19 protein-coding genes and 2 pseudogenes are annotated in these 23,494 nt (G+C 36.4%); 13 read left to right on the forward strand and 8 right to left on the reverse strand.

Annotated elements, in window-relative coordinates; all coding sequences use genetic code 11:
- Positions 1-112: 112 nt before the first annotated feature.
- From AQF98_RS16575 to AQF98_RS22275, 5 genes and pseudogenes are all read left to right on the forward strand, one after another.
- Positions 113-793, forward strand: a complete 681-nt coding sequence (locus tag AQF98_RS16575) for a heteromeric transposase endonuclease subunit TnsA (RefSeq protein WP_055133085.1) — start codon at positions 113-115, stop codon at positions 791-793.
- Positions 772-2,679, forward strand: a complete 1,908-nt coding sequence (locus AQF98_RS16580) for a Mu transposase C-terminal domain-containing protein (protein WP_055133086.1) — start codon at positions 772-774, stop codon at positions 2,677-2,679. Before AQF98_RS16575 ends, AQF98_RS16580 begins: the two co-directional genes overlap by 22 nt.
- Positions 2,663-3,553, forward strand: coding sequence for a TniB family NTP-binding protein (locus AQF98_RS16585; RefSeq protein WP_055133087.1), 891 nt, complete (start codon positions 2,663-2,665; stop codon positions 3,551-3,553). The genes AQF98_RS16580 and AQF98_RS16585 overlap by 17 nt, the downstream gene beginning before the upstream one ends.
- Positions 3,550-3,981, forward strand: a pseudogene (locus AQF98_RS22460) (TniQ family protein); the annotation flags it as partial. The gene AQF98_RS16585 and the pseudogene AQF98_RS22460, both read left to right, overlap by 4 nt.
- A 315-nt stretch (positions 3,982-4,296) precedes the next feature.
- Complete coding sequence (locus tag AQF98_RS22275) at positions 4,297-4,581, forward strand: hypothetical protein (RefSeq protein ID WP_235524251.1); 285 nt, start codon at positions 4,297-4,299, stop codon at positions 4,579-4,581.
- Between the two features lie 11 nt (positions 4,582-4,592).
- Here the strand turns inward: AQF98_RS22275 and AQF98_RS16595 are convergent, their stop codons facing one another.
- Complete coding sequence (locus tag AQF98_RS16595; protein ID WP_055133089.1) at positions 4,593-5,513, reverse strand: hypothetical protein; 921 nt, start codon at positions 5,511-5,513, stop codon at positions 4,593-4,595.
- Between the two features lie 518 nt (positions 5,514-6,031).
- Here AQF98_RS16595 and AQF98_RS16600 point away from each other — a divergent pair.
- The 3 genes from AQF98_RS16600 (at position 6,032) to AQF98_RS16610 (ending at position 8,854) form a co-directional block, all read left to right on the forward strand.
- Positions 6,032-6,811 (forward strand): hypothetical protein, encoded by a 780-nt coding sequence (locus tag AQF98_RS16600; protein ID WP_055133090.1) that lies wholly within the window; start codon positions 6,032-6,034, stop codon positions 6,809-6,811.
- A gap of 299 nt (positions 6,812-7,110) precedes the next feature.
- On the forward strand, positions 7,111-7,809 hold the full coding sequence (locus tag AQF98_RS16605; protein ID WP_055133091.1) for a hypothetical protein: 699 nt from the start codon (positions 7,111-7,113) through the stop codon (positions 7,807-7,809).
- Between the two features lie 136 nt (positions 7,810-7,945).
- Positions 7,946-8,854 carry a hypothetical protein gene (locus AQF98_RS16610; protein WP_055133092.1) on the forward strand — a complete coding sequence of 303 codons (909 nt, stop codon included), beginning with the start codon at positions 7,946-7,948 and terminating at the stop codon, positions 8,852-8,854.
- Between the two features lie 370 nt (positions 8,855-9,224).
- On the opposite strand, the gene AQF98_RS16615 is transcribed toward AQF98_RS16610, so the two are convergent.
- Entirely contained in the window at positions 9,225-11,168 is a 1,944-nt protein-coding gene (locus tag AQF98_RS16615) for an SIR2 family protein (protein WP_055133093.1), read from the reverse strand.
- 187 nt (positions 11,169-11,355) lie between these two features.
- On the opposite strand from AQF98_RS16615, the gene AQF98_RS16620 reads away from it, so the two are divergent.
- The 5 genes from AQF98_RS16620 (at position 11,356) to AQF98_RS16640 (ending at position 16,932) form a co-directional block, all read left to right on the forward strand.
- The gene (locus AQF98_RS16620) at positions 11,356-11,679 is read left to right on the forward strand and encodes a hypothetical protein (protein ID WP_055133094.1); all 324 of its coding nucleotides are present in this window, start codon (positions 11,356-11,358) and stop codon (positions 11,677-11,679) included.
- A gap of 138 nt (positions 11,680-11,817) precedes the next feature.
- Positions 11,818-12,783 carry a hypothetical protein gene (locus tag AQF98_RS16625; RefSeq protein WP_055133095.1) on the forward strand — a complete coding sequence of 322 codons (966 nt, stop codon included), beginning with the start codon at positions 11,818-11,820 and terminating at the stop codon, positions 12,781-12,783.
- A 5-nt stretch (positions 12,784-12,788) separates the two neighbouring features.
- A complete protein-coding gene (locus AQF98_RS16630; RefSeq protein ID WP_152969744.1) occupies positions 12,789-14,834 on the forward strand; it encodes a hypothetical protein in 2,046 nt (681 codons plus the stop codon).
- A 211-nt stretch (positions 14,835-15,045) separates the two neighbouring features.
- Positions 15,046-16,041: a hypothetical protein gene (locus AQF98_RS16635; protein WP_055133097.1), complete on the forward strand. Its 996-nt coding sequence runs from the start codon at positions 15,046-15,048 to the stop codon at positions 16,039-16,041.
- Positions 16,042-16,269: 228 nt separating this feature from the next.
- Positions 16,270-16,932 (forward strand): hypothetical protein, encoded by a 663-nt coding sequence (locus tag AQF98_RS16640; protein WP_055133098.1) that lies wholly within the window; start codon positions 16,270-16,272, stop codon positions 16,930-16,932.
- Here the strand turns inward: AQF98_RS16640 and rplQ are convergent.
- The 6 genes and pseudogenes from rplQ to AQF98_RS16670 form a co-directional block, all read right to left on the reverse strand.
- Complete coding sequence (gene rplQ / locus AQF98_RS22465; RefSeq protein ID WP_082435132.1) at positions 16,922-17,662, reverse strand: 50S ribosomal protein L17; 741 nt, start codon at positions 17,660-17,662, stop codon at positions 16,922-16,924. The genes AQF98_RS16640 and rplQ overlap by 11 nt on opposite strands.
- Before the next feature lie 433 nt (positions 17,663-18,095).
- Positions 18,096-19,796 (reverse strand): hypothetical protein, encoded by a 1,701-nt coding sequence (locus AQF98_RS16650; RefSeq protein ID WP_055133099.1) that lies wholly within the window; start codon positions 19,794-19,796, stop codon positions 18,096-18,098.
- A gap of 65 nt (positions 19,797-19,861) precedes the next feature.
- Positions 19,862-20,722, reverse strand: a pseudogene (locus AQF98_RS16655) (YifB family Mg chelatase-like AAA ATPase); the annotation flags it as partial.
- A gap of 460 nt (positions 20,723-21,182) precedes the next feature.
- Positions 21,183-21,434, reverse strand: coding sequence for a DUF6814 family protein (locus tag AQF98_RS16660; protein ID WP_055133100.1), 252 nt, complete (start codon positions 21,432-21,434; stop codon positions 21,183-21,185).
- Between the two features lie 7 nt (positions 21,435-21,441).
- Positions 21,442-22,971 carry an MFS transporter gene (locus tag AQF98_RS16665; protein ID WP_152969745.1) on the reverse strand — a complete coding sequence of 510 codons (1,530 nt, stop codon included), beginning with the start codon at positions 22,969-22,971 and terminating at the stop codon, positions 21,442-21,444.
- 151 nt (positions 22,972-23,122) lie between these two features.
- Entirely contained in the window at positions 23,123-23,479 is a 357-nt protein-coding gene (locus tag AQF98_RS16670; RefSeq protein ID WP_055133102.1) for a hypothetical protein, read from the reverse strand.
- Positions 23,480-23,494 lie beyond the last annotated feature (15 nt).

Here is a 23,494-nt window from a genome sequence, read left to right on the forward strand (position 1 = left end):
ACTGTTATTTTCAAAAGTTGTTGCTAAATTGTAATTAGAAATGATAGTCAATAACAAAAGTTACTGCAAAATTTTTGATAAATGTTATTGCCAATAAATTGGATTTTACCTCATGAAAATGCAAATAGATTCGAACGATAGTTTTTATCCAAAACGGATAGTAAAATCTTCCAAGACTACAGAGGTCGGGGTTGTTACATCCAGACATGACCAAAAGATCAAGCGATTTGAAAGTTCGCTCGAAAAGGATTTTTTTGAGATTCTTGAGTTTAGCAGGGATGTAGATAGGTATGTTGAACAACCAGTGGAAATAGAGTACCTAATAAATGGTGAACGACACTATTATACACCGGATGTTCTTGTATATCTGATTACGTCTGAGCAGCCCATATTGTTCGAAGTAAAGAGTCTTGGCCTGTTAAAAACCACCTATGCCAGTGCAATGCATAAATTCAGGGCTGGAAGAGCGTATGCTAAAATAAAAAATATGAGGTTCAAGGTGGCGACAGAACAGTTCATCCGCACACCGTTTTTATATAATGCGAAATTTTTGAACCGATACCGTGCATTTGACCAGATAAGTGAAGACGACAGAGAGATACTAAGAAGATTGTTCTCCCGTTCAGAACACAATACCGCTGACCTTATTATCGAAAAGGCAGCAGCAAGTTTTGAAAGAAAGGCCCAGCTGCTATATTGCCTATGGCACATGGTTTCTATTGGAGAAGTAGACTGCGACCTGACAATACCTTTAACAATGAGTTCGGAATTATGGATAGCCAAAACAAATTAAGCTTTCACCCAGGGTCGGAAGTTACCTATCAAGGAGAAAAATACTTTATAAAAAAAGTTATAGACCTCTCTTCTATACTTTTACAGCATTCTTCTGAAAAGAGCCTGGTTACAGCTCCAATATCGCAGCTTTTGCCATTAGGACATATAGATGAAAGACCCTTTAGTTCTCCTGATGTTTTTACCGATGAACAGTGGAACAAGGCGGAGAAAAGATATGCGATAATTGAGCCCATACTCTTCCCAACGGGAGATGAACCCATTACAGAGCAGGTGGTCCGTATTTCTCTGGAGAACAATATCCATTATACAACTATTTACCGGTGGTTAAAGAGATATGAACAGAGTGGAGAGCTTTCGTCCCTTATTCCAGAGACCAAAAGTGGAGGAAAGGGACTGAGCCGACTTAAGGGGGATGTTGATGCTGTTATAGAAAAAGTTCTGGAAGACTGTTACCTTACAAAGGGACGGATATCAATTGAAAAAACATATATGGAACTAAAACTCAGGTGCAGGGACCTGGGACTAAAGCCACCACACCTGAACACCTTAAGAAATAGGATCCTCGCCTTATCTGACGAAGTAAAGATGACCAAGCGGTACGGGAAAAAAATCTCAAATGAACATTATAAGCCACACGAAAAATCATATCCTTATGGTAACTATCCACTGGAGAGTGTGCAGATCGACCATACACCCCTTGATATCCTATGTGTAGGTGAGGACAGGTCCCTGGTCATTGGCCGTCCGTGGCTTACCGTAGCTATAGACTCTTATAGTAGGATGATCTTGGGGTATTATATATCTTTCGATGCGCCAAGTTTTGTTTCTGTAGGGATGTGTGTGGCAAATAGCATCCTTCCAAAGGAGGGTGTCCTTATGGAAATAGACCTAAAAGGAGAATGGCCATGTTGGGGCATAATGAAAGAGATCTATACAGATAATGGAGCGGACTTCAAGAGTGCCTCGTTTCAGAAAGCCTGTTCCGAGTACAGTATTAACCTCAGGTTTCGACCGGGAGGAAGACCAAATTTTGGTGGGATCATTGAGCGGATGATGGGTAATTTTGCCACAAAACTTCACGATCTGCCAGGGACAACTTTTAGCAATACTGTTGAGAGATCCGGATATGAATCCGAAAAAAAGGCTGTGCTCACGATCCATGAACTCGATAAGTGGCTGTTGCATCTGATAGTCAATATTTATCACGTATCCTACCATAAAGGAATAATGAATACTCCATTAGCTCAATTTAAGGCTGGTTTGTTGGGCAATGGAAAAACGATAGGGACAGGCCTTCCCAAACGGATCTTGAACGAAAAAAAACTTCGTATTGATTTCCTTCCATATTTTGAAAGGACAATACAGGAATATGGGGTAAAGATCGACCATATATGTTATTATTCCGATGTAATGAGAAAATGGATCCACTCGTATGATGCGAAGACACAACGTTCGCGGACCAAGCGCAAATTTATTTTTAAAAGGGATCCAAGGGACATAAGCCTGGTATACTTTTGGGAGCCTGAACTTAAGGAATACTTTACTGTAAACTATAGGAACCTCAGCCATCCCCCATTAACACTTTGGGAGTATAGGGAAGCATTAAGAACATTGGAGGCCAAAGGGAAGGCAAATGTAAATGAAGATCTTATTTTTTCAGCCTATCAGTCCATGAAAGAGATTGAGCAGGGAGCCACCAGGTCCAAGCAGAGGAATAGTAGGCTGAAGAAGGATTACAGGGCAAAAATAAGTAAAGAGACATCAAAGGCACAACTAATGGGGGACATTGCAGAAGAAAGGGAACCAGATACCAAATCCTATGGAAGTGTTTTCAATAAAATTATATTACCATTTGACGAACTAGAGCATGGAACATTTGAATGATACAGCCAAAAAATGGCTAAACCTTTCCAATACTGAAAGGATTCTAAAATGTAAGGAACAGTTATGGATCGGATATCCACGTGCACTTCAGGTACTGGATAAATTGGAGGACGTTCTGGATCATCCAAAGTCACTCCGGATGCCCAACATGTTGGTGATCGGAGAAACCAATAATGGCAAGACTGTTCTGGTGAACCGTTTTGTCTCAAAGCATAAACATTATATAAGGGAGACGGATAATTCCCTTATCCTGCCCGTTCTTTTGATACAGGCCCCGCCACGGCCAGATGAAAAACGGTTCTATAATAGTCTTCTTGATAACCTTGGGGCAGTATATAAATTTAATGACCACATCGATAAGAAACAGTACCAGGTCATGCGACTTTTGGAACGCATGGAGACTAAGGTCCTGATCGTTGATGAGTTCCATCATATACTTGCGGGAACGCCTAGTGCACAAAGAGTGTTTTTGAATGTGATCAAATATATCAGCAATGAACTGCAGATATCTATTGTTGGAGCAGGAATAAAGGATGCCTACTATGCTATTAATGCAGATCCCCAATTAGGAAACAGGTTTGAGGTTGCCTCTCTTCCTTCTTGGAAACCAGATGATGATTTTTTGAGACTTTTGGCGAGTTTTGAACGGCTTATCCCTTTAGGACAGCCATCAAACCTTATTAGGGAAGAACTTGCTATGAAAATATTCACAATGTCGGACGGTAAGCTTGGTGAAATTTCTACTATTATCAAAAAAGCGGCAATTTTGGCCATAGAAAATGGGAAAGAATACATTGATACAAAGGTGTTGGGAGCTATAGACTATATTCCCCAATCCAAACGTAAGAACCAGCTTAACCAGGTCGGGTTTTGAAAAACCTAAAAATTGGTAAAAGACCAATTTGGGGGGCATATCAAGCGCCCCTACCTGATGAACTGTTTTCAAGCTGGCTCTGTAGGACGGCTTATAACCAGGGTACAAAAGTGCAGTCGTTCTGCCATATCCTTTGGCCAAACGAGACATTCTGGAACCGTGATATTGATAGGTTCTTCTATCCTATCGTAAAGGATGTTGTCTTGAGATGCTGTCCTTTGGATGAAAAGTCTTTACATGATACTTTTCTTTCTGCATACTCTGGTTCGCTCCGTGAAAATGTTGGATATAAAAACAATAATATCTGGATTCTTCCTTTGGGCATATACCATCGTCTTAGAACAAAAAGAGGGATGTTGTTCTGTCCAAACTGTCTGAAACAAGATCCACAGCCCTATTTTAGAAGAAAATGGCGACTAGCGCTAAGTTTTTGTTGCCCATGCTGTGGAGTATTATTATTGGATGCCTGCCCAAACTGTAATAGACCCGTGAATTTTTTTAGAACTGAGATGGGCTCAAGAAATGCACCTCCAGACTACGAGCTTAGTGTATGCTATTATTGTCGATCAGAGCTAAAGAATAGTAAAGGCAGCACCGTTGGGCCTGAACTAATCGCACTCCAAAAAATGATTTATGATATATTGGACAGAACTTTATGCCCACCTATTACACATATAAGCTATCCTTTTCAATATTTGGATATCCTTCACCATATATGTAGACTATTAATAAGCAGATCCCCAATGTTAACTGGCCTCCAGGATAGCCTATTAAGAAGAACAATGGTGCGAACGAATATTTTTGAAGAAAATACAGTGCAGGTCAGGGCGCAGGTGTTAAAGACGGCAACAGATATGCTGAATGATTGGCCATATGCCTTTGCCAAGATAATGGCCAACCACCCAAGGCTAAAAAGCGCTTGGCTATTGAAGGATCTTAGAGAACGGCACTTTTGGTTCACTTCAATTATTAAGGAGAACTTTTATGTGAACAATAGGAATAGAAAATTATTACCTAATCTGGCATAGAGCATGAAACTTTATAAAGATCCCATGCCAAAAGAATACTTTGAATATTGAAAGCCATTTGTTTCACGTACTTCTTCAATAACAATATCTAAATAATATTTTGAATTTTGATATTCAAACCTGTTTTGCTCTGCAATGTGTTTTCTTAATTTATAGCCAAGTTTACCTAAGGAAAGTTTAATAAGATCATAGCTATAAGGCACATTGCTAGAATATCCAATCCTATTTTTTTTTGGATCTTTCAAAAAACTAGAAATCAAAGGCTTGCTATAATCTTCAATCTCTTGTGCCGTATAAGAAATAAATCCATTTTCATTATACTCTTTAAAGTAGCCTTTTGGTTTTAGGATATCGTTAATAACGGTTTTGTTGGAGCCAATCAGGGTCTGTAGTTCCTGGAGGCTGATAGACATTTTTTTTCCTTGAGTAGTTTTTGATGACTGCCGAACTTTATCGGGATTTTTGGAGGTTGGATTGGTAGACGATATTGTATTCGTATGTATTCCATTCGTTTGGATGCTTACATTGAATACCCCACTGTTATTGCCTGGGTCATTGTCATTGACCATAAACTGCAATATACCCCCCGTTTTAGCAGTAGTTGAAAGTTCACTACCAAGCAGCTGCCATGGACCATTACCAATTCTGTACAATAGGGCTCCATGACGAAAATTTGGCTCAATACAATAGTCTTTGTAGCCTTCGATACCCTCAACCCCTCCATATCCAGCAAAAAAACCTAAACTTATCTTTCCAGAGGCCTCTATTTTAAGCCTATCACCTATTCTTAGCTGAAGATCAGTTTTTCGTGTATATGAATCTACTTCAAAGGATATTGTCTGGTCTTTTTGGGAAACTTGTGCAAAGGTAGTTCCAAAGAGAAAAAAAATTAAATAAAAGAGGAGTGACCAAAGGAAAGGTTTATGTTTCATGGTATTTTTTAAGAATAAATATATTAAATATTATGTTCGACATTAAAAAAGTTCGTATGATAATTTAATTAAAAATAGCGATATTAGCGTTGTGAGAAAAAATAAATCACATATCGAAAACAACAACTGCAGGCCAAAGACAAAAAATCCCTTCATTAAGCTAATGGAGGATAAGCTAGTGGTTTCTAGGGCATTTAAAAAAGGTCGTCCACTATCTTCTTTAGGGATTACTTTTGTCAAACCATTATAAACGGACAGAATTTGATCTTGGCACTTTTGGCAAAATAGCCTTGGTGTACCATAAGTTTTATCCAGGTTTTTCTAAACATAGTTTTATACATGCCATTATAAAATCTGTGATTGTTATCTTAAATTTAATGGCCGTAAATTAAGAAGTAAAATCAGCAAATATGTCAAGTAATGATTATATAAAAATTAGCCGGATTGGAGGTGCGGTCTTAAATGGAGTTGAAAAAAAGCAATTCTTGGAGTTAAAATAAAACCTTAACAGACCTAATATGCCCGATGAACCACTAATATCACTTCGTAAGTCAATTAGACAAAACATTAAAACCGTGATGGATTTTATTGATCATAATTACCTTACGAGGGAAAATGACAAGACGGTAAAACCAGACAGTCTTATTTGCATGTTTTGCGGTTCGGTTGGGCCTATAACTAAAGAACATATATTACCAAGATGGACTTTTCAAAATGATACAGAACGGTTTTTTAATATTACCCTGAACGGTCAGAGTCAAACTTATAATAAGTCAACAATTCCAGCCTGTGCTAAATGCAATTCAGTTTTGCTGAACTATTTAGAGCGGAAAATACAGGTCTTATTTACAACTGCCGATCCAAAAAACGTCGAATTTACCAGTCAAGATGCTCAAAATATAATCCGTTGGCTAGAGATCATTGATTATAAATTTCATATAATGAATATTAGTAATCGTTTTTTGAATCTAAAAAATGCAAATCATATCCCTTACTTAAAGAACCTCCCTCTTTATATGTTGCTCCCAAATAAGGATTATTCGCCAAGTAGGGTACTAACAGAAATTAGAAAAATACTTTATCGTTTGAGTATAAAGGACAAGAAATTATCTTTAAATTCTCTGGTGATATTCAAGACAAGCAACAAATCAGATCACTTTTTTCATACCCTCAATGATTTTATTTTTCTCGAATTGGCAAAATATGGTATTGCTATATTCTACTTTTACAGCAAGTCTTTTAAAAATAGTGAAATGGCATATAAAGCGGCAATGAAAATAGTTAAAGAGGTATATTAACACCATTTACCAGTCTTCTCCAAATGAAATTTTCAACCTCTTTGTGCACACCTTCTTGTTTATGAATGTTGATGCGGTTTCTTCGGTCATCTATATTAGGAGTTGTCACTAAAGATGGGCCTTGCCCTAGGAGATCATTCATCTTTATCAATGTTTCTGATATACCATTAGATAATTTGATACCGATTTGTATAGCCTCAAAAAGACAATGTTCAATTCACCAGCGTAGTAATTCTAGTCAACCTAAAGAAGAAAGAAAAAATTATTAAATTTGTACTTGGACTAATACCTCCCAACATTTGAGCACTGAACAGCCAACTCCCCCTCCCAACCGCAGGAGGATTTTTATCCATTTTTTTGCATTTCTGTCTCTTTTCATATTTGCTCTTTTTCGAGAAACTGAATTCAAGAATCTTGATATTTTCTTCAGGTGGGTATTTGCAATGGCAACGATTATTTTATTGCTGGCCTATCTGAAAACACTAAAAATCAGTCCATTGGTTCGTAATATCATTAATATTCCATTAACTGTTTTCACCCTATCTGTTCCACTCTGGTCAGCGGCATCTTCGCTTGTAACTGCGACAGCGATTGTTGTTATGGGAAGTGCTCTTCTACCTCTATTCTTCGTTTCTGTAATAAAAATTGACCTATCTCTAGCGGCTCAGGTTTATTTATCAATAACTACTTTTTCGATCATTGCTACCAATTACTTTGATCACATCGTTAAATTTTATCATTATACACAACACAAGGATTATCGGAAATTTAGCCAAGATGCAGCTCTTTTTGCACTTGATAGAAGAAAGATCAAATTCGTAATATTTTTGCTCTATTTTCTTGGCCTTATAGTCTCCAACCTTTCTATGTTCACATCCATTAAACTAATTGATAATCCGCAGATCAGTACTGCAATTTTGCAATCATTCGCAACTTATCTGGCATTTGACCGTATGGGTAGTAATATGCATTTGATCAAACAAAAAAAGGGAGAATAAGTACAAGAAGGCAAGGGAAAACAACTCTGACAATGGTAAAGTCAAATCTTCTTTTTTATTTATTTAATTTCTCTTTGTTACTGGGATAGAGAACAATAACTTTAGAAAATATGGTTAAAATAAAGAATTTACAGCTATGGACGATTTTATAGATTGGCTTTCCAGATATCTTGGCATTGACAGGAATCCTACTGCTACGATCATCGTTTCGGTTTCGGTGTTCTGCTTGGGCATCCTAATCAATGAGTCATTGAAAGCTTATGGGAAGTATAGAGAAAGACGGGCAATCAGAGAAATAGTGAGGAGAAATTACCTGATCTTTAAGAACTATCTGTTTGAACAGGCGGAAAACTTGAAAGTTTTTGAAAGGCAGGTCAGTATAAAGAGCAGTCCGAACTTTAATCTGTACGTCAATTCCTGTTCAGCCTTGGACAATTATAGGGAGATATCTTATGGTAACAGTTTTAGGGCTTTTTTTGTTGGTGCCGAAAATATTCGGTTAAGAAGGAATATACTAAAGGCGCAGGCCTTTGATAATCTGTATAGTTCCCTATCCTCAATTAAAATAGAGCAGGAAAGAATGTTTCCCATCTTGGCCAGGTTTCAACAGGATGCAGCACCGATAGTGACTAGGTTGAACCTAAGCATGAAGGATGCTTTTGAAAATATCGGAGATATTTATATCAAACTGAAAAAACAACCTCCCAATACATCTTTTGTAGACTGGCTAAACCAAAGAGAAAAACTGGATGAAGATTACTTGGCAAAGCCTAACTCTAAGGGTATCGTTATGGTAAAGAAGTATTTTATTGCTATCCTGAATTTTGAGGAAGCCAATGCTGAGCCAATAACTCAAATATTGGATGTGAAGGAGTTCTGGAACTATCATCATAAGATTCAGGTAGCGATTGGTGATATAGATTCCTTAAGGATATTGGTGAACTCGACCAAACAATGTTGTTCTACGATGAGTAACAAATTCTGTCAAACAGGTGAAAATTTAGCCTCCTTTTATCAGCCCCTGTTCAACAGAAAGCTAAAGTGAGCCATAGAAGGATAGTACTTAATGGTGTGTTGGGACAATAAATAGAAATAGAGCGATTGTTTCTATTTGAAATTATTTTATAAATGGTTTAAAAAGAAGCAACTTGAGGTTTTGTAAGTCCAGGTATGTAGAAAATAACCTATTGGTTATAAAACGTTAGGCTATAGATTAGTCAGCAAATACTTTAAAGTATTTTTGTAAATATTCAATTCGTTCAAATGTCTATAACGGCTTAGCAAAAGTAATTCCTAAAGAGGATAATAGACGGTTTCTTGATAAGGCTTTTCAATCTACTAATAAAATTATAATATCGCTATTGAATGTTTTTGTATACAATATTTGATCAGATTGCAAAGAATACTCACAATTCTCATTGATCTATTTGGCCCTTATTCTTAACTAATTGTGCCGTTTGGATTAATTGTTTCTTACTTGTCTGAAACTGTATGAATTCAGAATGGTTAAGGAATTTATGCCGGATTCTTTTGGACTTGCTTCTTATTCCAAAATACTGTTCATGCTGAAGAAATTCATGGTCTAATATCTCGATTTTAGCATATAAAGTTGGAAGCTTGGTTCCGTAAAATTCAGGTTCATAAGGCACTTCCACAATTAAACTAGTAGAATGATCTTGAACGTTAGGGTCTGTTGTATCATTCTGTCTCTCAAGTTCATCTGGTAAAATGATTATTTTTTCAAATTCTTCTTCAATAAAACCATATTTAAAGATATTGAACAGAATATTTATTTCATTGACAACTTTTTGCGTAATAAGTTCTAGGGCTATTCTTTGGAATCTTATTTTTAATTTTTTTTCTAAGAAACGCAGTTGGTCAAAGTGCCAGATTAACGAAGGGCATGACCACCCATCGAAATGTATGTCCTTCGGAGTTTGGCTCTTTATCTCGAGCGGCCCAACATGGTCAAGATATAAATTTATCTTTTCACCAATGCAGAGGTAATAAATAAGATCAATTACCTCCGTTGCATCTTTAACCGAACTAAAATGATCCGGAAACTGGAACCTCATAGACGTATTAAAGCCAATACTATCTTCGCTCAGGGTAAACGAAAAGGTAAAAACAGTATTGTGGAGTCGAAACTCTAGATCTGTACCATCCGCAAATTGAAATTTCTCTGCCTGTAGCTTATGAAACTCTATTTTTCCATCTTCACTTTCTATACTAAGGCTTTCGCTTTCAGCGACATGAAACACCTCGACAGAAGCCATCTTATTATGGTCCAAAGGAAGCTTGAAACCACTTAATGCCATTTTAAATTCAACTAGATCATTTTGTTGAAGGGTAAAGGATCGTGATCTAACCTCTCCATTATTGAACTTCATAAAATCCTGATAGACATTTTCCTTGATAGTGAAATTTATTTCAGAATGAACTTTACCATCCCGTTCCATTATAGCCTCTACGGATATTTTTTGAGACTCTGACTTAATAATTACACTTCTATCATTGAAACCTAGAAAACGTTCAAAAGTGCCAACGCTCAAGACCTTATCTTCAAGGTCCGAAACGGCATACTCAATAAGCTTGGGATGAAGAATATCCAAAAATTGTTCAGCATCCAAATTAAAATAGGTAAATCCTTTTTCGTTCAAAAGATTTTGTTGATGTAAGGGTATTTGGGGACTTATAATAAATTTATAACGTTTGTGGTCTACCAGTCTACTTGAGATATGATTAAAAACCTCCCAAATATTACTGTCTTCATTACCATGTCCAATAAATAAGATGTCCTTTGATGCTAATGTATCAGAAAACCTATTCCATAACAGATTTTGGTTTTGGCCAGAAATGTTGCGGGCATAATCACTTTTGGCAATGATTATATTGTCTAGATGATTTACATCTCCATGCAACTTGTATACTTTAGGAAGGTTATTGTTTTGCAGAGGAAAATTATGTTCAGAACCAATGATATAACAGCGTTTATCCATGCTGTCTTCAATTAGGGTGTCATAATTTGTAGTAAATATGTGATCGAAATGTGGTATGCGACCTAATCGGTCATGCATTAGCGTAGAAGTCGGCGCCTTTCCATATTCAGACACTAGGATTGAATTTAGAATATTTCTATTTCCAGAATAACGAATTAAGCACTCAGCTATTTCCTCAAGAGTCTTATCTTTTAAGCTTTGCTTTTCAGATGCATCATCACAAAATTCTTCTGCACTCTCTCTTATTAGGTTGCGTAACGCAGTAGCACCAATATAACCGGCATAAAGTGAACAACCTGACCCTATAAAAAGGGCAACCTCTTCCTTTCTGATCCTTTCAATTAAAAAATCCAAATCCATGATCGAAAATAAGAATATCTTAATTGAAGGGGATTAGAAGTTATTCATAATTCCTATTCTAACTTTCTTGCTCAGAGCCAAGATATATACTGTAGAGAGCATTTCATACTCCCGTAAAGCCCTTTGGTACAATTATTTGTCTGTTTGTAATAAAAATGCGACATTTAAAATAACCTAATCTAAAACTATGTTTAAAAATTCAACGCTCAACTTCAGTAAGTACTTACTTATTGTGGTCACATTAGTAACTTTAGCCTACGCCTGTAAGAAAGATACTTCCGCTCCAAATAATCCAGAAAGTAAATTAAGCTCAATCAGCATTGTTAAAGCCAAACAATGGATAGAAAAACAACAAATTTCCATTCTCTCGACTGAGAACCTAACCTTTTTACAGACTCTAAAGCTTGGGGATGAATTTAGCTATTCTTATGGTAGGCCTATCATGGCCGATATGGGTTCAACAGATATTGTAGAGTTACCAATTAATGGTGTCAAAAAGACTATGATATAAGGAGTGATAACCCTGAAGCAGCTAAAGGTGCAACGAGTGGTTGTAGTTAATTAGAAATGATGCTCAAAATAACAGCAAACTATTCGATTAAATGGGTTTTTAACTAAATATCAATACATCTATTTAAATTTTGCTCTTATGAAAAAAAAGAATCCATTCCCCAAACATTTCAATAGAAATGCATTTTTCGGTTTTTTGACCAGTTATGTGTTGGAGAACTACGAAGAATGGAAAAAAAGTTTTTTGAATATATCTGGCGTGCATATAGGACGAAAAATGATCAAAGGCCGTGAAACTAATAGGTATGCCATCATTTTTCATGTTATTGTAAAAACTGATCTTATCCAGACTGCTGAGAAAATCCCAAAAAAAATAACGGTTGTTTATAATGGGATTGAAAAAATGGTGCCTACTGATGTAATTTTCACCGGCGAATCTGAGCTTCAGCACATCGCACCGGGTAGAAATGTAATGCAGTTTAATAATTCATCTAAAAGAGGCTCGATGGGTCTTATCGTTTTTAAGGATGACCACCCCCATCTTTTAAGCAACATGCACGTTCTAGGATGGTCTTATCTACCGCATTCACATATGATCATTGACAAACCAATTGATACCAATACTAGGCCTGATATAAATACCTTGGTTGATCAGGTACTGACTCCTGTTGGATATTTCCGCAGTGGAATAGTTGATAATAGGATCGATGCTGCGATTGCAATTATACCCCCAAAACTTTTCAATAAGATAAATGAACGCAAAGATATCTTCAGCTTACGGGATCCCATTATGTTTCCACCGAAACCAATCAAACAGCCAATACCGGTAAGGATGTTAGGAGCTGTTTCTGGGTTTATGAATAGTGAAATTGTTTCTGTTATGGCATCAAAGACCTTTAATTATCCCTTTGGTGAAAGGACCATAGATTTTATGATTGCACTTCGTCCCTGTTGTTCACAGCCTGGTGATTCTGGCAGCCCTGTCTACGAACCGGAATCAGGAAGGATAATAGGCATTATCGTTGGACGCGATCAGAATCTTGAATTTTCCTTCGTAATACCCTATCCTGCAATACAATCTGCTTTTCACTTACAACTAATATGAAACTTATGAAAAAAAAACTAACAATCTCGCTTATTCTGTTGTCCATTATCTGTTTTAAGATAAAAGCACAGACAATTCTCTATTCTGCAGATGGTCAGAACTACAAAGAAATCAAGGATCAGGAAATAAAGAATAAAACAAAAGAAATTCCAAAGTCAAATGGAATGCTCATTAAAGTGTACAGCCCGACCGCATATACCATTAAAATGGATGGTGTACCATCACCAGATATGAAGCCAATGGAAGGGAAAAATAAAGAAGGAACCGCTTTGGGAGTGATTGTGCCCGGTTCACTTTCGGAAGACGGCTCTTATATAGCAGGTACAGAAACAACAAATGGAAATGCCCTAAAAATGAAGGTAAATTTCACCTCGCCTGGTTTCTATAGTATTAGTTCTGATGTCGTAAATGGGATACAGTTTTTTGCAACCGGCTATGTGGATGTTAGTGGCCAAAGAGATATTGCGCTTAAAGCAAATGGAACACCTATAAAGGCAGGAACTTTTCAGTTTCAAGTTAAGTTTGGAGCAGGTTCACAAACAATTCCAATAACCTTTTCAGGAACTGACCAGACAATATCTACCATTTCAGCTATTGCCTCACCTGTACTTAACGGAACTTATAAAGAAGGTGCCGAAATGAATTCCAACAACACAATGGCGGTTTCTGTGACTTCAACTGGAACAGGGTTCTACGATATTACGACAGAAATAATAAACGGCATTTTTTTTAGAGGAACAGGGAAAGTTACAGCTGTAGGAACAATGACCGTTACCTTGAAAGCTTATGGAACACCCATACAAGGAGTTAGCACTAAGTATACGGTAAAAACAAATGGTGGTATCTCATTAGATCAAAATGTTCCTTTTGCAAAGGCCCCTAATGATTACTATGTCTATAGTATACCCAATACGGCTAAAAAACTTGAATTTTCTGATCCATCTGGTACTGATGTCTATACCATTCAGCTTAGTGGTGGTGATGAAGGAGAGAGGCTAGGATTAGCCTTGGCCAATACTTCTTATATTAATTACATTGATGAGACTTATGGAACTACGAGGAAAACATTCAAGGTAACCCCCTATGGGCTACTGATGAATGCCAAGATCAATGGAAAAGACTATCTATATGGTGGTCCAAACTATGTTCATATCTTTTTGGATGAAATGGGCAGTCCGCTTATGACCACAATTCCACAAGGGATACCAGAGATGCAATATGTGGTACATATTATATATAATTCGGAAAATGCAGGTAGAAAGGTTTCTTATGGGATAAATGTAACTGGGGGAACTTTCACCGGAGGGAATAAAATTGAAAATGGAAAGACAAACCCTGGAGAGCTTACAGGTACATCAGACCCAATATTTGACGAATACACAGTATTGATTAAGACAACGGATTCGGACTTTGACTTTGAGATCAGGAGGTTTGAAAATGGTACAGTTACAAAAAAAATGAACTATACATTGACAATGACAAAAAGTTTTACCACAAGTATTAGTGTTGGTTTGCTTAATACAAAACTAAAAAACCCAACTTATAGTCTAGTAACAGATCCTGCTGACAATTTATTAAAACTTGCTAAAGAAACAGAAGGTCGTAATAGGGGGTTTGGGACTGTTTTTGCAACATTGTATACATCACCAATAACGTTGATCAAATATTATGTTGACAAAAAGAAGATCAGCCAAGGCAGGCTTAATGAAATAAATAATCCTGTAGCAGATTTTCAGTTACATTCAAAAGATTATCTTTATATGCGTCCAGTTTGGGAAAGGATATATCCAACAGTTGGAGTAGGATTGACTGACAAAATTTTTCAGAACCTCTTTTTTGGCCTGAATTGGGAATTTGCAAGAGGTGGGAGTATTTTCATTGGTGGCCACTACGGAAAGGTAAATGTGTTCAATGCTCCGGAAGGTTTCGAATTCCAAAAAACAAATTTGACAGCTGATCAGTATAATCTTTATCAAAACATAGATTGGAGGACAGACTGGGCCTTTGGTGCTTCGTTAGATTTTTCGATAATAACAAATTTATTCAAGTAAGCAATTTAATTGATTTTTGTAATAGAGACCTGATCCCTGAAATTTAATGAAGGAAAACTGAATCGGGAATGCTTTGAAATTGCTATAATTCAAGGCACTATTTTGTATAGCCTAACCTGATCGTTTTTTGTGATGGGAATTTATAAGTATCAATCGTCAAATAAAGCATCGAAAAAATATTGACCTATCTTACCATAACTAAAAGAAGAAAATGAAAAGACTGATTTATTATCCAGGGTTTGAATCTACAAATGAGAATTGGTTAAAATTTGCATTACTTTATATCGGTAAACTAAGTCCAATATTGCCAACAAGGGCTGACGAAAAAAGTTCTGAACTTTACAAAAAACTAACCAATGAAACAGACCTTCTTTTGAATCACCGGCCTGGTTTTCATGAAGGATACAAATCAGCCTTAGATGCAATAGACATTGTAGATCGGATTTGTGCTACGCCACAAAGATTTGATATGTTTTTTAACAACCTAAATGTGGTAAAAAACTGGAAGGACAAAAGTAGCCACGATTACTTTTTATATCATGAAAAGTTCAGTAACGAATGGGCACAATATTGTGTAACAAATGGTTTCGCATCTTACGATGACAATGGTATAAGATTAACTGAAAGCTTAGCTGTATTGTATATGACGGTCTTAGCGAATAGGATAGCAGATGATAAAGAGATTTCTCCAATAACAGATTATGAAAAATTAGATAAACTTTCTTTTTTCTTAAAAAAAACAGCCCCTGTAAGTACAAATCAAACAGTTAATGCCAAGGGTGTCATCTCGCTTAAACTTCCTGCCAATATAAACCAACTCAAAATAGAAGATATTATTAAGCTAAGGAACTCTAAAGGATTCAAAAAGAATCAAGAAGCATTCCATGAAGAATTATCTAATTTTCTAACAAATCTAGAAGCAGGCGATCATTCAAAGGATTTTATTAAAAAATATTCGGAAACGACTGGAAACTTTACAGAACAAATAATGTCTATCGGAACTGATTCTATTGGTGTTGGCATTGGGACGTGGTTGCTTTTGGATGCAATTGCGCCAGGAATGGCTGAAGTGATAAAATTGGCGACAACCACTGTTGGAATTGTGATCAAGCAAGGGTTTTCAATAAGTAAGACATGGAAAAACTCAACCTCAAAAAGAAACTGCCGCCGTTACCTTGCTACACTTGAGAATATTCCTAGGAAATAATTCTAAAGATCCTTTTCAAAGCTAATCCTCCTCAAAAACGACATCGATTAGTATTGAAAAGGTTTTTTCTATTGAGGATCTATTTATGCGGTTTTTGCAAACTTAAGCGTATCAACTACCCTTGGCAATTACGCAATGGTTGTCCTTTAGATAATATTTGAAAGATTTGGTAAAAAATTAATCTGAAAATAAATTCCTGTATATTGCAGGTTGAACCAATATTAATCCATGACTAAAAGTGACAGAAAAGAACTAGCGAAGAAGCTTGAAGCGAGTTTATTACCATTAACTGGAATATTAGGATTATATGAAAATCCGCAGATAGGAACTGACATAACTAAACTTGAACTAAGATTTCCCTATCCAAAAGACGAAACCATAGTTCAATTTGAAATAAGATGTAAAGAGCTGAGAGAATATGTCGTAGTAATAGACACCAATTCAAAGACCATAAAGAATGAACTGGTTATAGGACATGACTATTATAAGGGTGCGTGTTTAGATTGTCTAACTTCCCAGGTAGGATATGCGAAAGAAAGAGGTTATAACTTGGTATGGCTTGATGCGTGGTTCCAAAAAGAACCATATCTATACGAAGTGGCCGGGAAGAATATAGAGGAAATTCCATGGACAGGCTATAAGGTTTGGGGTAAGTATGGGTTTATTATGGATGAAGACGAGAGGATAAATTTGTTTGTTAAAGCAATGAAGGAGCAGGGACACGGTGAAGATTATATCCATGAAATATATATGGAGACAGAGCAATCTAATATGGGGAAGAAAACATGGAGTAATCTATGCTTGCCGTGGGAAGGTTTATTTGATCTGACGGAAAGCTCATTATCTCATCAAATATTAGATGGTCTAAATGGGAAATACTCTAAGAAATAATAGAATAGATATTCTTGAGTTCAACCATTTTCTCTTCTTTTTCCTTATCGTTCAATGAATCAAATTCTTCAATGATCTGCCTTTCATGCTCATTCAAGGTTCTTTTGATAATACCAGTCTGTTGATACTTGAACAATAGTTTATAATTTCTAAAAGCATCGATTTTAGCATTTGAACCTTCAACGAAATGTGGAGCATCTTTAATTAAGCTCATATCCTGGACACCTTCTTGTAAAGGTTCTTTTTTCATCCCAGTGGAACTCTCAATATCTCCCACTACTTTATAGCTTGAATTTGCTTTGCTGATTTTTTGAGTACTCTCAACATGAGCAGGTTTTTTTTTCGGCTTGGTATCTTCGGAATAAACAGAATTGTAATCTACTAGCTCGATCAGTGCCATTTCAGTGCCATCTACTGGACGTTCCTTCACTTTGATGATTCTAGTATAACCACTGGGTCGATTTGCCACTTTCTCAGCTATATCTCGAAACAAAATAGATACAACTTCTTTATCCTGTAGATAAGAGAATACTGCACGTCGAGAATGGACAGTGTCATTTTTTGACTTTGTTATTATCGGCTCTACATAAACACGAAGTGCTTTTGCCTTTACCAATGTTGTAGTTAGACGCTTATTGACGATAAGTGCTTTTGCCATATTTGCCAACATGGCTTTACCACTACCTTTGATTCGGCCTAAATGACCTGTATTTTTCTTTAAGCCTGCCATTCTGTATACTTAATATCGTTTATAATAATAAATATCACTTTACTAAATGAACATTTAATGATAATGTATAAATCAAGATATTTTATAAAGATTAAAATTAAGACTTTTCCATGTTAATAATACAAAATTTATTAACATGCTAGAGTAAGAAAAGTTTTTTTGGAACTTGATTAAATTAATAAACCGATCGAGCCACCTGAAATGTTCTATAAAATAGCAAGATGTTCTATGTTAGTAACTTGATCAAGTATTGTTGTGAAAGGAGAAAAACCAAGCTAAAATAGATATCCGAGAGTTCATTCTGAGGTGTTTTTGAACACAGGTATAATTATTGGTGATAATGTTATTGCTTCTTTGTCTTTTGGATATCACTTCATATTTAAACCTTTTAACGCTTTTTGGAATTAAGTTGTTTCAATTACCAATAGCTATTTTAATTTGTCTTAATCATATAGTCTACAATTTTACGGTAGTTGTGTTGCTGAACTTTAACTTCCTCAGTAATTGTAGATCCGTTTTCTTTATAGGACTTTTGATGGCTTTTAGCTGTTAGGTAACAGTCAATAAGATTTGTCTTTGATAGTATGTCCTTATGCCTTCTGTTCCAGTTAAAGCTGTATTCTTCCAATATTTCAATTACTCTTTTAAACTTGTTCTCATCAATCTTATTTTGAGGGGCCTTATGGTGTAAGATTAATGTATAGTGTTCTTGGTTGTTTAGATTTGAGGCCTCTATGACATAGAAGTATTTGTTTAAAATATTACAACAGATAGCAAAAAAATAGTTGTCCCTAGCCAGAATGAGCTTAAGAATATTCGTGTCATCCAGGGGTTGGCCCACTTTTGATAAGAATAGTGCAATACAACCCTGATTTCGTAAGTAGTTAATCATGGAATTCATTTTACCATTCTCTCTTTTTGACATGATTTCGAATAGGGCCAGGGCAGTATCATATTCAGAGGATAATGAGGAGCCGTATCCAAATGAATAACCTTTTGTTTTAAAATATTTTATGATAGTGATAATTTTATATGCTTTTAGTTGATCCTTCTTTGGTAGGATAATCCCATAATCTGGGACTTCTGGTATAATTTCATTATTCCCTTCGTAAAAAGAAAACTCAACCTGATTAGTGTTTGGAGGATAGTTATGTGAAATCTCGAGGTCCTGATTTCCTGAAGGTTTATAAACGGGCTTAATTCTTTTTACAGGTATCTTTTTTTTATTTTTTCTTTCAGGAGAAGTTCTTGTGTCTGGATAGGGTTTATACTCATAATTGGTCCAACTTGGTTTTTCTCCTGTAATATTTTGGATTTTTGTAACATAATAAAGAGGCTTTTTTTCTGCTGTGAAACCACATTGGATAGCACGGAAACTTATATTTATATGTTCTTTGTGAGGAAAGTAGGTTGTTATCCAAGCAGATTGCTGTTTCTCTTTATCAGCATTTATTTCGATAAATGCTTTCCTTAGAGTTGAAGAGATAGTGGCTATCGCCCTTTTGAATTCTGGATCAAATGCGAGTCGGGCTATGAGATTTCTGCCTCTATTGCAATACCTGGAATGGATTATTAACTTGGGGATTATTGGGTTACTGTCAATAATAATATAGCTTTCTGGGTTGAAGATTTCTCCCGATAGGACAGAATGGGTAATTTTCCCATCAAAGAAAAAATTGTACCGTGCAATCTCACTACAGGGAAAAATCAGAGAATAATCCTTATGGGGGATGAAAACACAGGGTATATTTTTAAAAATATCAAGATTGGGCAATGTACACCTAATGTCATTTTTAGTTATTATATTCTCTATAGATTGATGTGGATATTGACTGGGATTGCTAACGTGGATTGATCCAGAAAATGCAAGTCCATCATGGGTGAACAAGGATCCATTTTTTTGATTTGGTGCAAAAATAATTCCGGGATGGAGGAAAGGGAGAAAATTTATTTCTAGTTTATCCGTTGGTATTCTTTTCTTTGAATCGAAAGGTACGCCAACAGGATAGTGATGAAAAATACATGCATAATTAGGATGGTCATCCCAGGTTTTTTTTGTTATTCTGCCAACATATAGAATAATTCGATCTTGATGGGATTTATTAAATATTACTTTCTTAGGCTCTCTTTCCATATAGGAAATTTAAGAATTTTGCATTACCTTTTGTTGTTTTGCATTATCTTTTATATTTCACAGATACCGCCACCAACCAAAGCCACATCAGAAATGGTATGATGAGGAGATCGATAGGGCCTTTCTGTCATTAAAGCATTGGCTACTGGAAGTTTTCCTGCAACTGAATATATTTTAGTGCTTTCTAAGGCTTCTTGTAAATTAAGTGGGGGTAAAATAGTGGGTAAACGCTTGGCTAACATTGTTTTTCCAGCACCGGGTGGGCCAATCAAAATTACATTATGCCCTCCAGCTGCGGCAATTTCTAGGGCACGTTTGATGTTTTCTTGACCTTTTACATCAGCAAAATCTTGTTCGTAGCTGTTAACTTGTCTGAAAAACTCTTCTCTTGTATCTACAACTACAGGTGTGGGAATTTCTTTGCCATTAAGGAAGTCGATTACGTGTGTTAAGGTTTCCATTCCATAAACCGAAAGATCATTTACAATGGCCGCTTCTCTAGCATTGACATGGGGTAGCACAAATCCTTTAAAATTTTCTTTACGGGCTTGGATGGCAATGGGTAAAGCTCCTTTAATGCTTTGTAAGCCTCCATCTAAAGAGAGCTCTCCCATTAGGAAGTATTTCTCTAAGTCGTTAACTACAATTTGTCCGGAGGCGGCTAATATGCCAATTGCAATGGGCAGATCGTAAGCAGAACCTTCTTTTCTAATATCGGCAGGAGCTAGGTTAACTACAATTTTTTGACGAGGCATGCGGTAACCCGAAACCCGAAGGGCGCTCTCTACCCGAAACATGCTTTCTTTTACGGCATTGTCTGGTAGTCCGACCACATAATACCTGGCGCCGCCACCCACACTTACTTCAATAGTAATGGTGAGGGCGTCAACACCGTAAACAGCACTTCCATAGGTTTTTACTAGCATATACTTAAATGTATGCAAAGCAAAATGGAATTGTCAAATAGTTTTTTAAAATGAAACTAAAAGGTAATTTTCTTAATTATTGAAGGATTGTTTTTCTTTTCGAGAAAAGCCAAGCTTGTAACTGTTTGTTGAAGAAGGTATAAATTTAGACTTATCCAAATTCACTTAGCTTATGAAAGACCAAAAAACCAGTGCACTATTACAAATTGAAATGATCAATGTCCATAATGCATATCCTTTTATTTTTGAAGGATCTTTTATCCCAGAATGAATAGACCATACAGCGATAATTAGTTGAACACCCATTAATGGAAGCGTAATCAGCTCTCTAATAATACCAATTATTACGATATCAAATTTAAAATAATAGGTGTCTAAAGCCACAAATAGAAAATACAAGGAGGTTAGCCAACTGATATGGAATAAAATTTTAGTCCCTTTCATGTCTTGTTAATTTTTATTACAATTCTTCTGAGTTTTCTGGAAGATGATCATATTCGCCAGCTAACGCATATTTTCCAAAAATAACAAGGCCAATGGCTATGGGGATAAAAATCAGCAAAATAATTCCCCATTGTAAGGCGGTATTGGTTTGGGCCACACCAGCTTCAGCCTTGCTTACTTTGTCCCAAGCTTGCCAAGCCATAAAAACCATTGCCGTTGGACCAAGGATCATCCATACTAAGCCTAATATTTTTTTTAGTGATTTCATATCTCTTTTAGTCGTTAACGTTTTGATCTGGTTTATTAGAAAGATAGACGGCGCCAATGATAAAGCTTAAGGCGGCAATCCCGATAGGATACCATAAACCCGAAAGTGGAGTTGAGCCCGCAAAACTGGCAATAAGCGTAGCAATAAAAGGTACTAGACCTCCAAAAACACCATTGCCTACATGATAAGGCAAAGACATAGAGGTATAGCGGATTTTGGTTGGAAATAATTCTACCAAAAAGGCTGCAATTGGGCCATATACCATGGTAACCAATAGAATTTGGAAAAACACCAGCCCCACAAAAATCCAAAAGGTACTGGTATTTAATTTTTTGTCTTTATATACTTCTTTTGCATGACCAACCGCTTTATTGGGGTCTGCATAAACGGTATCAACCAACACTTTGTTGAAAGAGGTTCCATCAGCAAGGGTATAGGCCGTACTAATATTAATCAGGCTATCGCCATTTGCATGTAATGGATGGTGCGTAATGATCGGCTCAGCGACTTTTACCGTTTTTGAAGTATTGAGTGTAGCAATATCGCTTTTGTCTAAAAATAATTGATAAATAGGTCTATAGAAAATAATGCCCAATAACATTCCTGTTAGCATGATCCACTTTCGACCTACTTTATCGCTCCAAGCACCAAATACAACAAAAAATGGCGTGGCGAAAGCAATACCCCAAAGGAGGATGTACCTCGAGTCGTTGAAATCTATTTTACAGGTGTTTTCGATAAAAGATTGGGCATAAAACTGGCCTGTGTACCAAATTACGCCTTGCCCCATAGTGGCACCAAACAAAGCCAGCAAAACCATTTTAAAGTTTGCTTTTTTATTGAAACTTTCTTTTAACGGATTTTTAGAAACCTTGCCCTCGGTTTTAAGCTTGGTAAACATGGGCGATTCGTGCATCTTTAAACGGATATAGATAGACACACCAACCAATAAAATAGATAATAGGAAGGGAATTCTCCAACCCCAATCTGCAAAAGCTTCGGCACCAATAATGTTTTTAGCAAGCACAATAATGCCTAATGAAAGAAATAAGCCCAGTGTTGCTGTGGTTTGGATCCAACTGGTGAAAAAACCTCTTTTGCCTGGGGGAGCATGTTCGGCTACATAAGTGGCAGCACCACCATATTCGCCTCCCAGAGCCAAGCCTTGTACCAAACGTAAAATGAGCACTAAAATTGGAGCTGCGTATCCAATACTGGCATAAGAAGGGATGAGCCCAATTAGAAAGGTAGAGCCACCCATTAAAACAAGGGTTAACAGAAAGGTATATTTTCTGCCAATCAGATCGCCCAGCCTGCCAAAAACCAATGCCCCAAAGGGACGAACAATAAAACCAGCAGCAAAAATGGCTAAGGTATTGATCAGGGCCGAAGCGCCTGCATCTGCAGGAAAAAGTTGAGCGCCAATAATGGTGGCTAAACTTCCAAAAATATAGAAATCATACCATTCAATTAAGGTGCCTAAGGAGGAGGCCCCGATTACTTTAAAAATGCTGTTTTGCTTGGTTTCTAAACTCATAATTACTAAAACTAATGGTTTAAAAATTAAATTACAACAACATCAATAAAAAGCTGGTAACGTTAATGTTAGAGATGAAATAAAATGTAAGAATTGAAATAATTACATTAAAAAAATGTAAAAATTGCAAATTTGATACTGAAAGCTGTGATTAAGATTTGGCCAATGGGTGTTGCAGGTACAGGATAACCAACGACAACGCTAAAAAAGGCAATTCAATGGCTGCTCCTTTTAAATCTTTATGGTTTAACTCTAAAGCGATAATGAATAAAATGCCAGCTGCAGTAATGAAATTACCATAAACAAAAGTTTTAGGGATGAGTACCAATACGGCGCCAATGATGGTAAATACACCCAAAATGAATACCCCATTTTTTCCAACATCAAACTTGTTGAATAGCTGTAAGAGCTCTGCTTTACCGCTAATCATGGCAATGCCTTGTTTGATGCCCATGTATAAGGCAAAAAGAATAAGAACTGAATTCAGGATTTTGATGGAAAGTGCCATAACCTTTGCTTTAGT

Source organism: Pedobacter sp. Hv1 (assembly GCF_001412215.1).
Classification (GTDB): Bacteria; Bacteroidota; Bacteroidia; order Sphingobacteriales; family Sphingobacteriaceae; genus Pedobacter.